Raw genomic sequence first — 20,631 nt, 5'->3', positions numbered from 1 at the left:
GTCTTCACCTTACTTAGATAAAATGATTATGCTTTAAATTCTTGTATTATCAGATCTTCTGTGATGTGTACAACATTTAAATTCATCTCTTGACTACAAATAAGAGATAGACGATAAAGGTCATCAACTATTATGGAATGCCAAAATACATCCTTTAATGTTGGCTTTATTTGCTGATTATCTATACTTATTTCTGTTAATTTCATATGTAATCCCATACCCATCATTTTGGAATAAGCTTCTTTTAGGGTCCATATTGTATAAAAATAATCTAGCTTTTCTTCCTTTAATCGAATTTCATTAAAATGAGCAATTTCTTTTTTATTCATAAAAAAATCAATACAATCAAAATCTATAGGCTTGATCCTTTCAATATCGATGCCGATAAAACTGCAAGTTGAAACGGCACCAGCTAGATATTGTCCCGAGTGAGATATATTAAAATGGACATCTGGCACATGGACAAATGGCTTGCCATATGGACCATATTGAAATTGAACATCAGTTAATCCTGCTTCTTTTAATAGAAGAAAGCGTTTAAAAAGGTCGGAATTATGTGTGTTAACATGTTCTGTTCTATATAAATAAACTTTTAATTGATTGCAATTGGTCATTTTACTCTTTCACTGCCTTGCATAATAGTATCCTCTAAGCTTTGCAAATAAGAATCCTCTATTTCATAAAGGAAAAAGTGCCCTCCCTGAAATTTTTGAAGCATAAAGTCATGATTCGTCACCTCTTGCCATCTACGTAGGTCTGTGGCAGAAAGATCTGGGTCCTCCTCACCAAAATGAGCAATAATAGGCGTATTCAATTTCTGTTCCTTGTAGCAAAGAGATTCATGTAAGCAGTAGTCATTTTTGATGGATGGGATGATAAAATTAAGAAACTCCTGATTCTCTAAAAGCAACGATGGTGTACCACCAAGTCGATGTAACTCGTCTATTAAATTCTGATCAGGCATCGAAGAATGATATTTATCCTTGCCCTGACAATGAGGTGCTTGACGACTCGCAGCGACTAAAAATTGGAGCTGTGTATTAGTATTTGTTTCAAGATAGTGCGCCACTTCAAATGCAATTGCGGCGCCCATACTATGACCGAATAATACTACCTTTTTATTAACTGAAATATGTGTAATTGCCTGAGCTATTTTGACACTTACTTCTTCTATGTTTAAAATCGGCTCTTCACTTATTCGTGTTGCCTTCCCGGGTAGTTCGACACTATACATATTTACTTGTGTGCATTTACTTACCCACTCTTTATAGTTTGAGGCTGATCCTCCTGCATGATGAAAACAAAATACATTGACATCACTACGATTATCGCGTAAGAATGGAAACCATATTTTCGAATCCATTTCAGCTTCCTCCTTTCATTTTTTCTAAAACAAATAATCGTTGTCCTAGTGGATATAATTTATGTCCCTTATCAGGTTGTATTGAAATACACCTGAATCCGACCTCATTAAATATTTCTAGCCATTGAGCTGTCGTTAAAAAAGTAGATGATGTTTCCACTCTTTTATCATTCGCAGGCTCCATCATAAAGACTTGTGAAATTAACATTTGTATGGATTCACCATCTGCTTCTGTTAATATAACTAAACCATCTTTTTTTAATAGTGATTGGAGCATCAATAATATTTCTTTAGTATTTTTCACATTATTTAACACACCAGCAGCTAAAATCATATCCTGAGAATTATTCTCAACAAAGGATATATCCCCCCTATCTTCTATATCTATTTTCATAAATTCTAGCCACTGAATATGCTGCAATGATTTTTTTGCTTCATTAATAAAATAATTTGAAATATCACTAAATAAATAGCAGCTCATGTTATTTTGTAGCTGATTTTTAACAATGCTATCAATGACCACTGTAGTAGTTGCACCAGTTCCGGCCCCAATTTCTAAGATATTTACCTTATCCTTTATTGCAATCTGTGCGGTAACTATGCTGGCGACTTCTTTATTCAGAAAATAAGCAATCATTGTATCCTTATATAAGGATCTAGCTACATCCATCTCACCCTCTTGAAAAAGTAGCTGGACAGCAGATTGCTTACCCGTTATTAAATCTCCTAGAAGTTTAGCGTGTCTATAAAAGTAATTTATGACATTGGCAGGCATCAATTGATCTGACCATACTGATTTAAGCTCTTGCCATGCTCTCTCTACCTCTTCAGAAGTCAACACTGGATAATTTAATACAAAGCCTGTATTTAGACAAATAAGATAACCATGATTAGTAAGTGCCCTTAACCATCTTGTAAGAATAAATTGAAATCTATCAGCGATTTGGAGAGCATGAGTAATTTCATCAGCATGATATATTCTGTTCTTCGAAGTGAATATATTGTTTTTCTGGAGCTCAAGTAGAATCGTTTTTAAACAAACCTCATTAAAATTTGTAACAGCCTGTTGAACACCATCAAATGTTAACTGCTTATAGCGTGCTTCCATAGATTCTTCTTTCCGAAGCTGTAGTTTTATATCCTCAATATTTAAAAATGATTGAGGTACTCGCTCACAATCATTTGGATAATCTAAGGCATTCGTTATTCCACTCCATAGCTGTGCAGCTTGAAGCATCTGTTGCCCTTCTTTTCCCATCTCGATTGAATTCATGTCATGGGTAATCCAATTTGCTAATCTCTCAAGATCGTATAAAATGGCGGAAGGCCAGGTCTTTGTCAGAATGTCTTGATAGGTAGCATTATTTTTTGATGCAAAATCCTCTATCACCGAGCTAGTGAGTGAGAGGGAGGCTTCCTGTTCCAATTCTCTAGGAACTAGCGAAATATTAGGGATTTGCATTCTTGGTGCCCATATTACGGGTCCATTTGTATCAAAAAGAGTCAATTTACCACTATCGAACCCTAATGTAATATGATGCATTAAATGCATATAACTATCTGAGACCACAACATCTACTTGATTTTGTGCTCGTATCGTTGTAGGAATATCTTTTAGCATGGCGGAAAGCAATTGAAACGGCATATTGCCAGTAATCACATCCTTTACTTCCCAGGGCTGAACATTACCAAGTAATTTTGTTAAGATATGAGCTAGTGGAAATGAAACCTGGGTTGCCATATCGATATTCAAATATAAAGGCTTTTCTTTCTGCATTATAGTTTGAGCAGCTTCTATAAATTTATTGACAAAGGGTAAATTGCCATATAAATCTCCTACCATAAACTTTACACGCTGTTGTTTTGCCATGCGGTAACAGTCGATTAAATTTTGATAATGTACTGGCTGTTCTAATAATACATGAATGCCCCTTTCCATGAACGCTATTGCAAGTTCTGTACCCGGACCTCCCATCACGCTTGTAGAAACAACAATGCAAGCAATATCAATGTCATGAGGTATGTCCTCAATATCCGTATATAAATTTGTCTCGTATACACTGGCACATTGTTTTGACCTTTGACTGCCCTGCGCAAGAATCCCTGCTAGTTCAAAAAGTGGTGAAAGCTGGATAGCCTCTAAATAAAATTGGCCAAATCTTGTGCCGCATACAAGTACACGTAACTTTTGAGTCACTACTGTATCACTCTTTCATTTATCTAGTTTTTATTGATCGAATAGTTGACACGGTGGTGCCACTGCAAAAATGACACCACTGTGCATTTTGTTTAAAGTTAATAAATATTCAAATAAGAAATACCTTCTTCTCTATGCAACATCTTATCTTACAATGTACCTATAACATGTTCTTCTTCCTTATCCTGATCATTCTTCTGTGCAACGAGATTTGCAGCCATTCCCTCAATGGTAGGATGTAAAAATAATTTTTCCAACGTTAAGGAATACTCCAGTCCACTAAGTCGATTAATAAATCTAATTGCTTTAAGCGAGTCACCACCATGTTCAAAGAAGTTATCGACCACACTGCTATACGTTGTTTCCAAAATTTCTTTCCAGACCTGAACAATAGTTTGCTCTTCTGGTGTTACTGCTTGCCTCCCCTGTTTAACAAGCTCAGGCTGATAAGAAAATTTATAGTGTGCCAGCTGCTTGCGGTTAATTTTACCGTTTGCTGTTATTGGGAAGGATTCATGAACGAAATAATCTTCTGGACACATATATTTAGGAAGATTATGCTCTACCTCTTCTTTAAAGCGGTCAAGGGCTAACCTTTGAATTGTTGAGGGTCCCTCAACCATCATGATATGTTCACCACACCATTTAACGTCATCTCGAGGCCACTCTAATAAATAATTAAAGCCTTCATCTTTCCATAATTGTTGCCATGTCTCGCAATCAAGTAAAGGTAATTTCTCTGCTCCCCTAGCATCAGCAAGTTGGTGATAGCCTTCCTCATAAAATGCCACTGTAATTAGCAATAGTGCATTATTCTTTACATTCTCAGTTAATATAATAAGACCATCTGGCTTTAAGAGTCGCTTTAAATATGTCAGTGTATGATTTAAATGACGGCTTCGATGCAGTGTATTTTCAGCAATGATTAAATCATAGGTATGAAGATCAATATCCTGATTATCAGGTGGGAAATTAACATCATATTGCATAAATTTAACATGGTCGTGAGTTGTCGCTGCCTTTTTACGATGTAAAAAATCAGATGATTCATCAGCATAGGTATATTGACCAGAGCTTCTAAAATGCTGTGCAAATTGATGACTGCCCTGACCTGTTCTTGTGCCAAGCTCCAAGACATTTAGTCCTTGCTTTTCATTGGATTTTGATAATATGCTTATCATATTGTCCACTAAATCCTGTGTATATTGACTCCATAAATTATAGTGGCCTAATTGTTCTGGAGTTAAGAATCCCTGTGAATCTACTAAATAAATCTTGGCTTGCTGCTCGCCTTTTAGAATGGCCAAACGTACCTTTTGAGAAGTGAATAGCTGCTCCTTTAATTGCTGGAATATCGGCATTGTTTCACCAAGATGAAAATCATTTAACTTATTATTCATATACTGTAAAGCGTCTTCTTTACTGAAATTAACGATATAGCTAGAATCGTTCCGCTCAATAAAACCATATTCAATCAGATAACCTAGCCAATGCCCTATTAAAGATTCATACGTATTCGCAACAGCTCCTATTATTTCCTCCTTCCTCAATATTTGACCCCGCTTTTTAAAGACGTTCAGTGCAGATAAATCTAAAAACATCATGCCGACACTAAGCCATTCAATTGCTACTGTATAATCGGAAAGCTCAGTCATCTGAAGGGTCGGCTTCATATGCTCTAATTCATTTTTTATTGTCTCAAGACTGACAGAAAGCTTTGTATCTGTTGTCAATGTTTCAACTAAATCATGCTGAATGTCTTTATGAAGCTTTAAATGGCCTATTAGCTTATTATCCTGCATGATGACAGCAGCCTGCTGTACAATCGGAAGCTTGCATAAATTGGCTTCAATATCCCCTAATTCTACTCTATGACCATTCATTTTAATTTGCTGATCTTCACGACCTAAAAATTCAATATTACCATCAGGAAGATATCTGGCTAGATCTCCCGTTTTGTAAATCCTAGCTCCTGTTATTGGATGATATATATAGTGGGCATTCGTTCTCTCCTGATCATTACAATACCCTGTCGATAAACCAATACCACCAATATATAAATCACCTTTTACCCAAATAGGGCTATCCTCATAATTGGCATTCAAGACATACAATTGCTGATGTGAAAGTGATTTCCCATAAGGAATGCTCTTCCACGAATCTTCTATCGTTTCTACCATAAAATAGTTGGACCAAATGGAGCATTCTGTGGCTCCTCCTAGACTGATAACTTGTGAATCTTTGAAAATACTTTTTATTTTTTCTGGAAGGGTTAATGCTATCCAATCACCACTTAATAGCACCCATCTTAAAGAATGACCCCGCTCTGCAATTGTAGTAGCTGTTTTATGGTAATTCACAAACATTTCCATAAAGGTTGGTACTGTGTTCCAGATTGTAATATGATGTTTATGCAATACCTCTAGCCAATGCTCAGGGTCCTTCAGCTTCTGCACCTCAGGTATAACTACTGCTCCGCCTACTGCGAGTAAGCCAAATACATCGTATACGGATAAGTCAAAGGTAAAATTCGATAAAGCTATACTACGATCAAAGGATGTTACTTCGAAACGTTTGTTTATATCTAAAATGGTATTTACCACACTACGATGGGTAATTTCAACGCCCTTAGGCTTGCCTGTAGAGCCTGATGTGAAAATAATATAAGCTAAATCATCAGGTGATACTGTGCGAAGTGTTGTCATTTTCTCTGGCTGAGTTTCAATTAGTGACTCAACTGTATAAATGTTTAAGCCTAAATGACTGAATCGACTATATAAAGACTGGGTAGTAATAATTGTGTCGATATGTGCTTGCAGTATAATCTGCTGTAGTCGTTCCAAAGGTGTATCCACATCTACTGGCAAATATGCTGCCCCCGCTCTCATAATTCCTAGCGCTGCAACAATTTGCTGCCATCCTTTTTCCATTAATATAATGATAGTTTGAGATGTCTCTGTTCCAATGGAAGTAGCAATATTTTTTGACATACCGGCTAATTCCTTATAGCTAACTGTCTTCGTTGCATCAATAATCGCTGGGTTTTCAGCAAATGTAAGGCATTGTTTTTCTATTAAACTGATAAGTGTTTCTTCAGATGTTGGGATAATAGCTGCCTGATGAATGACCTCCCGCTGCTTTGCATCTGGTAGAGTAATCAGAGTGGCGGTCTGTTGCCACGACCTCATTCCCTGACTTAGTTGATCTAAAAGCTGAAGATAAGCATCAAACATCTCAGCCAATAAACCTGAAGGGAATAATTCTTCTACACCATCCCAGGATAGGATGAGCTCACCATCTTGCTCGAATACTTGATGATCCAACCAAACTTGAGGTGTTTGCGATGCTCCATAGATGATTTTCCCTAAATAAGAAATATCCTCTAAATGATCCTTATTCACGCCAATTCCACTAGTAAAGACTATTGGCATAACAATTTCGTTAAAATGGCTTCTGTCTTTTCGAAGCATTCGCTCAACTTCCACACCACTCACAAGCGTATGTTCAAGATCCTGCAATAACTGTTTTTGCATATCCTGACAGCGCATAATGAAATTGCTTGTGTGAGGATGATCTATTTCAATCAATACTAAAGAAGTAAAATCTCCAATTAATTTATTGACATCCTCATGTAAAGGTAAACGGTTAAAATGCGTTAAATTTAATGTAAAATGCTGATGACGGCTATATCTGCCTAAAACTTCTGCATAGGCTGTCATAATAATCGTTGAAGGCGTTAAATGAAGTTGATGAGCCATTTGTTTCATAGCATCCCATTTATCCTTCTTTAAAACTGCCTGATAGCGTGTAAATTTTTGTTCTTTGATTTCATTTGGCTGCTTGGCTAGTGGCAGCTCTGGAGCAGAAGGTAGCTTTTGGGCACGTTCTTCCCAATAATTCTTATCATTTTTATACTGAGTAGAATTTTTTAATTCCGCTAATGCTATAGCATAATCTCTAAAGCTAATATTGATGGTAGGTAAATTTATAGTCGGTATATAAGATAATTTATACCACTCATCAAATAGCAGAAAAATGCTATAGCCATCAAATACGGTATTGTCAAAGCTAACATGTAATCGTGTTGTCTGATTTGGACTTAAGCTTGCCTCAATATCAAACAATGGCCATTTGCTAACATCAAACCTACGCTGGGACATTTGATTTCTAGTTGCTTGCACCCCATTAGTAAAAGCTAAGTAATCCTGATTCCTGTAATCATTAATGTTAATTTGATAAGCTGGTACATCCCTCAAAATTTGCTGAGACAATCCATTATTCAGTACAACCACACGCATAACATCATGACGCTGAATTAATAGATTCCAAGCTGCATTTACTGCCCCGATATCCAGTTCGTCACATTCAAGCTCAAAATAACAATGAGCTGACACATCGCTTAAGTCATATACACTATTTCTTCCGAGCCAATAGGATTGCTGAATATCCGTTAATGGGAATGGCTCATAAAGATGACTTGTATCACTTTCAATATTCTCAAAAGGTGTAGGCATTATTTCCTCTGTCTCAGCCATTGCTTGCTCTGCTATATAGTGAGTAAAATCACTAAACTTCGGATATTTGAAAATTGCCTCTAAGGAAGTGGGCAAATTTAATTTTTTCTGTAATTGACTATTAAGTTGCGTGGCAATTAATGAATCTCCACCAAGTTGATAGAAATTATCGTCTAGTGAAATATGCGATTTCTCTAATACCTCTTTCCAAACATTTGCGATTTTTTGCTCCAGAATAGTCATTGAACGTGTAGGTTCTGCCTGCTCCTGAGCCCCAATATCAACGCTGGCATGTAATAGCTTACGATTTAGTTTCCCATTATTCGTTAAAGGCATTTTGCGAAGTAACGTAATATGTCTAGGAATCATATAATCTGGCAATTGCTCTCGAGCATAGTCCTCTAGCTTTTTTTGATTAATTTGCTTTTTCACAGGAGATGACTGAGCAATAAAAATATGGTGCGCAAATAGTTGCGGATGATTCACCACATTCACATTTGAAAAACCAGCTTTCTTAAAAACTTCTAGCCATTTAGTATCCGCTAATAATGGCTGGCAAACCTCTTTTCTTCCATCTTCATATTGCGTAAATCCATTTTCTTCAAAGCCTGTTGTAATGAGCTGCAGGCTGCTATTCATCGTGTTTTCAGTAGTGATCATCAAGCCATCGACACTTAAAAGCTGCTCAATAAGGGGCAACGTTTTTAGTAAATTTTTCATTCTGTGTAGCGCATTATTGGCAATTATCAGGTCATATTTATGGCATGTATAGCCTTGTAAAACAGGGTCAATTTCCATATCTAATGCAGCAAATTCTATATGGTCTGAAAGAATATGATCGAATTCACCTTTAAAATACATAGAAGCATCTGTGATTGTATATTGATAATCAACACCTGCCAATTGCTGAATGATGGCTTCAGTAAACGAGCTACTTCTTGCTCCAAGCTCTAAAATGTGTATTGGATTTTTCTTAGCTGTGCTAATTCTATTAATAACGGTAGCTAATAGACGATGACTTTCTATAGCTCCTGGCTCTTCACATATCACCTTCATCGGGGATAATGCATTTTCAGAGAATAATAACGAAGCTGGTGAAATTTTTCCTGTTAGTATTGCTTGCCCATTCTCTATAAAGGACGTACCGAATTTTAAAATATTTGGGTAATGAACTAAATGAGGTAGCTGATAATCCGATAAATTCATCCTATTTGTATAGGTGATATGATCTATAGTCGCTACTACATGTAGCTGATGTAGCAAACTAAACCATTGGAAAATAAGCTCATAATACCTCGCCTCTATCTGCTTTTCTTCTATTAATTGTTTAACATCATAGCTATGTCCTTTGTCCATAGGAAAGTCCATTTGCTGTAGAATCGATGTTATCCCATAGCAAGTTAATTGATTGATTTCCTGCATAAATTCCTGCATTGCATCTAAATCATCCAAGTCTCCAGCGCTTGCATTTTGAGAAACCGATTCTATCACGCTTCGAACAAGTTTAGGTATGTCAGAGGATGTCGTCTGAATATCAAAAAGATTACCAAAACCTTCGGCAGTGATAAAAGCATGAAGTTGATTTCCACTTTTTTGTTTAGTGGCAAGAACTACCGCATCTTTAATACATGAATTATTTTTCAGGCTTCTTTCAATATCACCTAACTCAATACGATGTCCGTTAACCTTGACCTGTTCATCTTTTCGACCTAAAAATAATAAAACGCCATCATCTAAATACTTGCCATAATCCCCTGTTCGATACCATTTTTGCCCATCAATAGAGATAAACTGGTTATTTGTTTGCTGGACATTTCCCTTATACCCCTCAGCAATACTATTACCGCCAATCCATAGTTCACCTGCAACTTGGTTTGGACAATCCTCACCTCTTTTATTAACGACACGATACTGCTGATTTGGTAATGGGAATCCATATGGAATACTTGGATATTTATGAACAATATCATTGGTTACTTTAAAATAATTAGACCATATCCCACCTTCAGTAGCTCCACCCATGGCTATTAAAGTACCATGAGGCGTTTTTAGTTGCATCTGCTGTACTAAATCTGGTTTAATCCAATCTCCAGATAAATAAATATGTCTAATTGTTGGAAGGCTTTTCTCCTCGTGCTCTAGCTCTGCACATAACATCTCAAATAATATAGGTACAGAATTCCATAATGTAACACCAAATTCTTCAATATAGTGTACCCATTTATCTGCACGTCGCACTTCCTCTTCACTCAGTAATAGCAGTTTGCCACCAACAGCCAACAAGCCAAACATATCATAAACTGATAAATCAAATTCTGTGGCAGATACAGCTAATACACAATCTTCAATATTGATTTGATTAAGCTGATTGACGGCATAAATGGTATTCCATGCGGCTTCATGTGTCATCTCTACACCTTTAGGCACACCCGTTGAGCCTGAGGTAAAAATAATGTAAGCAGGAGAGGCTGCATCATAGATGATTTCAAAGCATCGCTCACACTGTTCTGCATCTGCAACAGATAAATAAGAAACGCCACTGTCATCATCTAGCTGAGGTTGATCTGTTACAACAAATCGTATATCCGCTGCTTCATAAATTTTATTTCTTCGAGACAACGGCTGCTTGAGACCAATTGGTACATACACCGCTCCTGCGGCTAAAATCCCTAAAATTGTAGCAATCTGAGAAATGCCTCGTTCCATTAATAGTCCAACTGCCTCACCCTTTCGGATACCGTTAAGGTGCAAATATTGAGCGATGCGTTGTGCCTTTTCCTGTAAAGCACCATAAGTGATTGATGTCTGTTGTGCAGGGAAAATCAATGCTTGCTCATTCGGTATTTGTTGAGCTTGAGTGAAAAATGGTGCATGTAGGCAAGTCGGCTCTACGGTCATTTCTGACTGAACATTTTTTCTAATCGCTAATTGCTCTGTTATTGGAATATGAAGTGGCATCGACCAATCATTCCTATTAGCGACACTATCCACTGTTTGCTTGAAGCTTGTAAACATCTCATCAAGGACCTGTGGCTTAAATACATCATCAATACTATCCCAAATTAAAAGCAAGCCGCCATCCTGCTCAAACACTTGGAAATCCAGCCAAACCTGTGGCGTCTGGGAAATCATATAATGGATATCGCCAAATACTGATTTAAACTCTTCATTCAATAAAGGTGAACCGATATTACATGAGAAAACAACAGGGGCAATTTGTTGTTCACTGCTATGCAATCGAACATAGTCTCTTTGTACATCCACACCAGAGTAGGCTGTATATTTCATATCTGTATGAAATTGGTTTTGAATGGTTTGCACATCCTGTAAAAATGTTCGTTGCTCCTGTAAATCAACCTCTACTAAAAGGATTGTTGTAAAATCTGCAACCACTTCTTCAATCGTATGCTTAGTTGTTGATTGTCGATTAAATAATGGGAGATTGATAAGAAAACGATTATTTTCGCTCCATTTATTAAGAATTAGACTATAAATTGTTAGCAGCGTCATAGCAGGGGTGACGCCTGATCTTGCTGAAGTATATTTTAATTTTTCCCATAACTCCGCTCGTAAAAAATAAGAACGTCGATAAAATGTTGCATTTATTTCAGACTTATTTGAGATGGGTAATTGAGGCTTTGTTGGTAATGTCCCTAGCCTTTTTGTCCAATAGGCCATTGCCTCTTGTCTCTCCAGTTGATTTTCTTCATTCTTTTCCACCAAATATGTAGCAAAATTCCATTCAAGGGGTGCTTGAGGCTCCACATTGCGATTGTACAACGCAGCTAAATCCCTTAATAGTATTTGATAGCTTTGTACATCTGCTACTAATAGATCTATATCGAAAAACATACGGCCTTTATTATCTGGTAATAAAGTGATTTGTAATTCTGCTACTTGACCTTCATCTATCTTTAGTAGCCTATGAGATGTTTGCGTTCGAATCTCCTCTAAATGATGTTTGATTTGCTGCTCATCCGCCATTCGATAATCATGAACGATTAAGGGCTTCACCTGTGATTGTTTTAAAATAAATTGTTGTCCATCTACTGTAAAACAGGATCTCAGCATTGGATGATGCTCCTGTAGCCTTTTCCAAGAAGCAGCCAATCTTTCTGTATCAATCTGTTCAACATTAATTTCTAAATAGCCATGACAGCCTACATTTCCTAGGTACTGTCCGTTATATCTTCCCACCCAATAGGCATACTGAACTTCTGTTAAAGGAAAAGGCTCATACATATCCACATAATAATTGTCATGCTTATGAGATATTTGTTCCTCAGAAATAGCCTCCTCTAACATTAATTGTTCCCAGTCCTTTAAATAAGGGTTTTTTACCAATTGTTCAAAAGTTAATCGATAGCCTAGCTTTTTACTTACATTTATGAGCTTCATCATTTCAATAGAGGAAAGGCCCATGTGTAGTAGGTTTGCATCGTCCGCTATTTCCCCACCAGGATTCAACATATTGCATACTTCATCTCTAAATGTTTGCCATTTTAATAAAACCTCTGTCTTAGCCATTGAAGTTCCTCCTAAACTAGATATTGTGCAACTAATTTTTTCTTGTCGGATTTCCCTACATTAATATAGGGAATAGACTCTACATACACTAATTGATCAGGAAGTTTAGTATTTGCTACACCGTTCACTATCATAAATTGACAAAGCTCTGTTAAAGAAAGCTCTCTATCTTTTTTTACAACAAATGCACAGATTCGTTCCCCTAATTCCTGATCAGCAATCCCTACAACGGAAGCGTCCACAATTTCAGCATGCTCAAGAAGATAGCTTTCAATTTCACTTGGAGTTACGTTTTCTCCAGCTCGATTAATCTGCTCCTTTACTCTTCCAAGTATTTGAATATTACCTTTCTCCGTTATGCGTGCCTTATCTCCTGTTTTAAAAAAGCCATCCGTCGTAAAGCTTAGCTGATTCATTTCTGGTGATTTATAGTAACCTAGGAAGGTGTATGGACCTTTTTGAATCAGCTCCCCTGCTTCTCCCTGTGCAACCTCATCGCCGTTCTCATCAACAATTTTAAAATCATCACCTTTAGAAATCGGTGTACCTTGGCATGAAATAATCGTGTCAATATCATCATTAGGTGAAGTGAAGCAAGTAATACCCTCTCCAAGACCATAGCCCTGAATTAGCTGACACTGAAATTGTGTCATCAATTGAAGAGCCAATTGCTTCTCTAGCTTGGCTGCTCCTAATAAAATATAGTCAATGGAAGATATATCTGCATGTTCTTCTAAAGTTAGAGACTCTACCCATAAATTTGCTATAACAGGGACGATAGATGTATAGGTAACACGCTCTTTTTCAATCCATTCTAGTGCTTCATCAAATGTACTCGTTGAACTTAATACAACCTTACCTCCCTTACTTAAAGTACCTAGAACACCTGGTGAACAAAGAGGATAGTCATGTGCGATGGATAGCACAGCAAGATAAGTACTATCTTCTGTCACCTGACATCGCTCTGCTGCTGCTTTTGCATTACATAAGTAAGCAGTATGCAGTTTGGGAATAACCTTTGGCGTCCCTGTAGTCCCACCTGATAGTAAAAATAATGCAATATCTTGATAAGAGGATTGATGCTCCATTAAGTCATCTTTCTGTGTTTGGAACTGGTATTCTAAATCTCGCAGTGAAGTAAATGTATTGTTTGGTTCATCTGTAATGATGCAGGAAATACTTTGCTGATTCCTCGCTACCTTTTCAGCCATAGATTGATAGTCATAGCCATGGAATGTCGATGGTATAATTATTGCTACAGGCTCTGTTAGGTTAGCAACACTTGTTATATCTTTTTCTCGATGTGTGGGCAATAATAATATAGGCCTTGCACCTATTATAAATAACGCAAAACAAGCCTTTACAAAGTAGATATTATTTGGTAGTTGAAGAAGTACATTGTCACCTCTCTTAATGCCCTGTGCTAATAATCCCTGTCCTAAAAAATTGGCTGATCGATACAGCTCCTCATATGTTAATGATCCTATTTGATCAACAAGTGCAACCTTATTCTTGTAAATAGTTGCCCAGTTTTTTAAGGCATCTGCAAGCGACAATGGCTCCAAATAACCTTGTCTCTCATAATGCTCCAAAAATTTCGTAATCTTTTCCTCTGTTTGTAGGCTGCTCATCCTTTTTAACCTCCAGTATGACAATATCTGAATCCGTAAAATGTTTCCTAGCAATATATAAGTTGACCTGTCGGAGCAGTCGCTCAAACTCACTTTCAGTTCTTTCCTGGCCATTACACAATGTCCAAATATGCATATCCCCTAAAAAAGCTGGAAGGGCTTGTCTTGACACCTTTTCAGGAAGTAATTTTTCAATAATCAACAATACATTATCTTCAGCCATTATCGCTGCTATATTGCTGAGTATTACTGTAGCTTGGCGATCATCCCAATCATGGAGAATTCTTGATAAGATATACATATCCGCCTTATGCTCTAACGGTAAAAAGAAATCCCCTTCGATGAATTGACATCTCTTCTGTAAGCAGGATGTACGAATTGTTTCCTCTGCTTCTACTTTTATATAGTCTTTATCAAGGATGATTCCCTCAGCTAATGGAAATCCTTGTAAAAGTTGTGTCATTACATCACCAGCACCACCTCCTATATCAACAATTCTCTTAATATCAGTCACTTTTCTTGTCTGAAATAATAGCTCTAAATTTAACTGTGAACTTGATTGACGCATCATTTCATTAAATGTACCTAAGCGATTTTGACTTATTTCATTGGTCTCAAAAAATGCCTCTCCCTCCATCAATTCAATGGGCGAAATATTATTCTTTAATCCTTCATAAAAATAACCCCACGCTTTCATGCAAATTCGTCCATTAAATAAAACCATTGCAGCCATTGACTCTTCACTATCATTTGATAATTTTTCACCTAATGATGTTAGTGAGTATTGACCATTTTCTTGGTAGACGAAATCCATTGTTACAAGAACCTTCATAAATCGCTCTAATAATAAAGGTGAAAGATGAAGCTCTGTGGCCAATTGCTGATTTGTCATGCTTTTTGAAAACAATGCATTAAAAATGCCTAGCTCAACGGCACTGTATACAATATACGAATGGGAATAGCCCTGTATCGTATTAATGATTTTCATTTTTTCTATATCCACACTACTTCTCCTCTATAATTGAAATAAATTTCGTTTTTACGAGTTGATGCATCAACTCTTCCACATCAACTATGGATTGCGCAAAGTAACACCCTTTTTGATTTGTACCATTCATTTCTTGCATTTGCATCGCCACACAAGCAGCTACGACACCAGAGCCATAGTTCCAATTCGTATTACTTTGTAAGTAGCTTGTTTGTGTTTTACCATTTGCTTCTGTTTCAACATAAATAATAAAGCCCTCTTGTTTATCTTGAATATGGTAGGTTGCCATTAAATGTTTAGCAGAAGTGCGCTTTTCCTCCTCAGTTTTATATGGCTGCATAGCCTTTATCATAATAAAATCACTCAGTATTTTAGATGAAGCAAAGGTATTATAAAAATAGGCATTGGTAGCCCTATATTCTTTTACACAGGCTATAAATTCCTCGCTCATTAGGGGGAGCGTGTATACTTGATGAAATGGAGCAGGTAAAAGCATTTGGCTTCCTATTCCTGAAGTTAATTTCTTTATGTCACCATTACTGTAATAGGACATTCCATAGCCCTCATCTTTTTCCAGGCTGGAGATAATATCATAGGCACCTGTTTCAGAAAAGCTGCCTTTACCAGCAAAATAACAGCTAATACGCTCCACCCTTTTTTGGCGTAATAAAAATGCTATAAACATTTCCGTCAAGCCAGGATAGACGCCAGCGGATATGGCACATGTTATAGGATTATTGTGTTTTGCGAGAGCATCCTCTATTGCCAATTTCATTGCTTTATCACCAGAAACATCCATATAGTTTGTATTTGTTACTAGACAAGCTTCGGCAACTCGTGCAAGTGTAATGGAAGAGGGACCAGCCGTATTTATAACCAAGTAGCAATGCTCACAAAAGGCTCGAATGCTAGCTTCATTAAATACATCGACTGTTTGGTATTTCATGGTCTCGGACTCTGCTCCAAATTGTTCAATAAGCTTTGCTTTCTTCCGACCTCCTAGTAATAATGGAGCCGAAAAATTGTTTAATAGAGTTTCAACAGCCCCCACGCCTACCTGACCTGTTGCACCAATAATACCTACGTATTTTTTATTCATATTGACTAATACTCCCCACTTGAATTGGTGCTAGCAGAATGTCAGCCACTCGATGTGCATTGTTGTCATCTTCAATACATGTAATGTGATTCCCAGCAATCGTTATTTCCTCAAAATGACCAATGCACAGATCTTTCCAAAACTTCAGCGTATCCTGCCTATTGGTAAAAATAAAATCCATATCTTCCTCCGCCACTAAATAGCGAATATCACCAAAGTAAGCCATTGGTCGCACATTGGACCCTTTAAAGCTGTGTAAATAAATGTTATAGTACCCCTCTAGCATCTCATCTGGAATGATTTCACCAGTTTTTTGCTCAATGGCAGCTCGATAATCCTGAAAGCGTTGTTTTCTGCTTCGTTGTGATAAATTCTTGATAAAGCAGTACATCTCTTTAAATTCTTCTACATGCTTTAGCTCCTCAAGACTCAATGCGCTTAAACTCTTATTATGTTGATAGAAAATATGCATGATGGCTTCCATTAGTTGTTGATTGGATGCTCCTTTGTAAACATCCTCGACAGTAATATAAAAATTGGTAATAAAGATTAATTCTAGAGCAATGGAGTCCTCGATATCATATAAAACCGGCGCACTATCAATTAACGTAAAATCAATTATTTCCACACCTCTTTCCATCAGCCTTCTAGCCATTTCAAGAGCAATCAATCCACCCATGCAATAGCCGATTAATTGGATTTGATTCACTTGTTTCGCCATAATTTGTTGTACATAGTCATCTGCTAAATAATCAATTAACCTGGTACTATCTAAGGCTAAATATCGATCTATATCTTGAATAGAAATACTAATAACTGTCCCTAGATTTTGTTGTATTAAATGCTTGTTTAAATATTTAAAGGCATTCATTGTGCCTAATCCTGCATGTACAACAATGCGGTATGGTTCACCATAAGAAGAGGATTCCTCCTTTAATAAACCTATTGCTTGGGGATGATTTCGTTCATTTAGTTGTTGATTTTTCTGCGTCTCTGTCACTGTTTGTTGCATTATTTTTTGTGCAAGTAATTTAATAACTGGCTCATTTAACAATTGACGAAGAATAAAGTCGAAAGTAATTTTATGATATTGATTTTCATTCTCAATTGACTTTTTTATCTTCCCTGCTAATTGTGATAAGGATAAGGAATCTGCTCCATAGTCATATAAATTTTTATCTACCTGAATATGTTCTATCTGAAGAACATCTTGTGCAAAATGCTGTAGTGCTCCCTCTAATTGAGTCATTCCTACTTCCTGTTGTAGGTTCTCTTCAGCCTGACCTTCCTGTACTAACTGCTGCACCTGTTCCTTAATCAATTGGCGATCCAATTTATCATTTGCATTGAGTGTAAGCTTCGATAAAATAAATAATTTGGCTGGAACCATATAGGACGGTAATAGATTTTCAAGATAATTAATGAAATCATTACAATGCACATCACTCTTAGCATATTCTTTCAATTGAACAGCGGCATATAAATACTTATTTTCTATTACGACTACACAAGAAGTGTCTACTTGCTCATGTCTATTTAATAATGATTCAATTTCTCCTAGGTTAATAAGATTTCCACGTAGCTTCACTTGATTATCAAGACGTCCGATAAATTCGATTTCTCCATTGTCCATATATCTTCCATAGTCACCTGTTCTATAAAGTCGCTGCTGTTTAATATTTGTAATAAATTGTTCATTTGTCATTTCAGCATTCTGATAGTAGCCCTGCGCAAGACTATCTCCAGCAATATACAGCTCTCCACGAACCCAAATCGGGCAATCCTCATTATGTTCATCTAAAATATAAAAGCGTTGGTTTGCTAACGGGTAGCCGTAAGGTATAGACTCTCGTTCAAAGTCTTCTTCACTGCAAATATGATAATTAGACCAAATACCCGCTTCTGTAGCACCACCTAGCGCAAGAATGCTGCTTTCCGGAAACATAGTTGCACATTGTTTAACCATTTTTGGTGGTACCCAATCTCCTGATAATAGGATCTTTTTCATGGAATCTATTGTGAATTGCTCCGTTTCATCAGCAGCTAGTAGCATTTTCATTAGTGCTGGCACCGTATTCCATAATGTTATCTTTTTAGTTTGCAGACACGATAACCAATAGTTTGCATCATACAAATGACCTTGTTCTGGATAGACAATCGTACCACCAGCAGTGAGCAAACCAAAGATGTCATACACGGATAGATCAAAGTTAAGCTTAGATAGGGCAAGAACACGATCATTGCTAGTAATACCAAATCGTCTGTTAATATCTATAATCGTATTCATGGCTGCAGCATGGGACATAGCGACACCCTTGGGTTCCCCGGTTGAGCCAGATGTAAAAATAATATAGGCTAATTCATCGGGATTTTCTTTATAAATGTCATAGGAAATAGTGTCGTTTTGTTCCAGCAGATTAGCTGCAATGCATTGTACCTCTAAGCTTTCATAGATTGGCTGAGGTTTATCCACAAGAATAGCCTTTACTTGACTTTGATCGATTATTTTCTTGATTCGACTAATCGGCTGAGCCTTATCAATTGGCACATAGACTGCTCCTATTGATAGAATAGCCAGCACACTTGTCACTTGATAGATGGGTTTTTCTGAAATGATGGCCACCTTATCCCCTGGTTTTAGCTGATGTTTTTGAAGTAGGTTTCCTAATTTAAACACCATATCTCTTAGTTCAGCGTAAGAATATTCCTGCTCACCTTCGATGACCGCGATTTTTGTAGGCTGCTGAATTGCTTGCTCGAAAAATCCTTGGTGTAATAGACGTTTTGCTTGGTTTAAATAGGTATTATTGACACTGGCTCTTTGTCTTGTTTGTTCATTTGGCAAGTTTACCAAAGCTGCTGATTCCCAGGCTTGATCGTCATGCACTAATTTTATTAAGGCTGTTTCGAAGGTAGAAAACATATCAGCTATTACATTGGCTGGAAATACGCCTTTCCTTACATCCCAATTTACACGCAAGCCATTGTCATCATCCATGACCTGACAATCAATAAATACTTGTGGTGTTTGACTAATACCATACTCATTCATTTTTCCGATTAATCCATTGGAATCGATAAGATTAATGGCACTCGTAAAGACAAAGGGCATAAAAGCATACGCTTGTCCTTTTTGTCTTGACATCTCTCTCAATACCTCTACTCCTGAGAAGCTGCTATGGTCTAAATCACGAAACATTTGCTGTTGAATCTGACTGACTTGATCTATAAATGGCTTCTCAGCTCTTCTACAATCAACCTCTGTTAAATTAATAGATGTGAAATCACCAACAATACGGTGAACATTTGGATGGACAGGTAATCTATTTAAAAGAATTAAATTAATGGTAAAATGCTTGTTTATGCTCCATTTCGCCAGACATTGGCTATATAAGGTGAGCAAAACACTAGTAGCCGTTTTACCTTTATTAGAAATGGAAGATTTAAATTTATCCCAAACGGCTTTATCTAATTGAATGAAATAGCGTTCAAAGGATTTTTCATCCTGTACTAATGACAATTTAGGTAATGTCGGTGAAGGTGGAAGCGTTTGAATTCGGTTATGCCAGTAGTCTTTATCCTCTTGATAGTTCTTTTGATACCTCATCTCCTCCTCTATCTTTACATACTCTTTAAAGGTGAAATTATTAGCTGGTAATGTAACATCCTCATGATAATAAAGCTCTTCAAATTCTTTTAATAGAATCCAAATACTAGCCCAATCCACGATTATAAAATCAAAGGAAATATGCATAGTCGTGCCATGCAATCGTTGACTTAATGCAATATCAAAAAGCGGCCAGCTTTCTGGTGTGTAGGTTTTATGTCCTAATTGTTGCCTTATTTCTTGTAGTCGCTCCTTATCCTCGACACCATTCTTCATTAAATCTTCAACGGCAATATCAATGTTAGGTATGTCATCCATCACACTTTGATAACCATTTGGATGAATGGTTGTTCGTAGCATTTCATGCCGCTCTATTAACGTCGTCCATACTTGTTTAACCTTCTCACAATCTAGATGATCATATTCAAGCTCCATGTAAATATGGCTGGAAACACCACCATATTCAAAGCTGCTCATACTACCAAGTAGATAAGCGGATTGGATAGGGGTTAATGGAAATGTATTAGTTTGTGCTTCTTGCTCTAATATAGTAATTAACGCTTCTTTATTCGTTTTCAGAAATGCCATTACTTCTTCGGTCATTTGAGCCTTGCCTGCTTTAAAATGAAGCTTTCCCTGATTCGTCCATAACTCAATTCCCTGTGCCTTTAATTGTTTTATTTCTTTTTGTACATGCATCCGATT

General features: G+C 36.9%; 8 protein-coding genes. All 8 read right to left on the bottom strand.

What is annotated here, in order from left to right; all coding sequences use genetic code 11:
• Positions 1-26: 26 nt before the first annotated feature.
• The 8 genes from ACQKIM_RS01695 to ACQKIM_RS01660 all read right to left on the bottom strand — a co-directional run bounded on the left by ACQKIM_RS01695 (position 27) and on the right by ACQKIM_RS01660 (position 20,625).
• The gene (locus ACQKIM_RS01695; RefSeq protein WP_427538107.1) at positions 27-614 is read right to left on the bottom strand and encodes a 4'-phosphopantetheinyl transferase family protein; all 588 of its coding nucleotides are present in this window, start codon (positions 612-614) and stop codon (positions 27-29) included.
• The gene (locus tag ACQKIM_RS01690) at positions 611-1,363 is read right to left on the bottom strand and encodes a thioesterase II family protein (protein ID WP_427538104.1); all 753 of its coding nucleotides are present in this window, start codon (positions 1,361-1,363) and stop codon (positions 611-613) included. Before ACQKIM_RS01690 ends, ACQKIM_RS01695 begins: the two co-directional genes overlap by 4 nt.
• A gap of 1 nt (position 1,364) precedes the next feature.
• Positions 1,365-3,560 (bottom strand): Gfo/Idh/MocA family oxidoreductase, encoded by a 2,196-nt coding sequence (locus ACQKIM_RS01685; protein ID WP_427538101.1) that lies wholly within the window; start codon positions 3,558-3,560, stop codon positions 1,365-1,367.
• A 149-nt stretch (positions 3,561-3,709) separates the two neighbouring features.
• On the bottom strand, positions 3,710-12,601 hold the full coding sequence (locus ACQKIM_RS01680) for an amino acid adenylation domain-containing protein (RefSeq protein ID WP_427538098.1): 8,892 nt from the start codon (positions 12,599-12,601) through the stop codon (positions 3,710-3,712).
• Between the two features lie 11 nt (positions 12,602-12,612).
• Positions 12,613-14,232: a (2,3-dihydroxybenzoyl)adenylate synthase gene (locus tag ACQKIM_RS01675; protein ID WP_427538095.1), complete on the bottom strand. Its 1,620-nt coding sequence runs from the start codon at positions 14,230-14,232 to the stop codon at positions 12,613-12,615.
• Complete coding sequence (locus tag ACQKIM_RS01670) at positions 14,180-15,235, bottom strand: methyltransferase (RefSeq protein WP_427538092.1); 1,056 nt, start codon at positions 15,233-15,235, stop codon at positions 14,180-14,182. Before ACQKIM_RS01670 ends, ACQKIM_RS01675 begins: the two co-directional genes overlap by 53 nt.
• A gap of 1 nt (position 15,236) precedes the next feature.
• On the bottom strand, positions 15,237-16,319 hold the full coding sequence (locus ACQKIM_RS01665) for a saccharopine dehydrogenase NADP-binding domain-containing protein (RefSeq protein WP_427538089.1): 1,083 nt from the start codon (positions 16,317-16,319) through the stop codon (positions 15,237-15,239).
• Complete coding sequence (locus tag ACQKIM_RS01660) at positions 16,312-20,625, bottom strand: amino acid adenylation domain-containing protein (RefSeq protein ID WP_427538086.1); 4,314 nt, start codon at positions 20,623-20,625, stop codon at positions 16,312-16,314. The genes ACQKIM_RS01665 and ACQKIM_RS01660 overlap by 8 nt, the downstream gene beginning before the upstream one ends.
• Positions 20,626-20,631: the final 6 nt, after the last annotated feature.

Origin of the sequence: Lysinibacillus sp. NPDC047702 (assembly GCF_050272555.1) — a bacterium.
In the GTDB taxonomy this organism is placed as follows: Bacteria; Bacillota; Bacilli; order Bacillales_A; family Planococcaceae; genus Lysinibacillus.
This window is presented reverse-complemented; position numbering and strand designations above follow the sequence as displayed.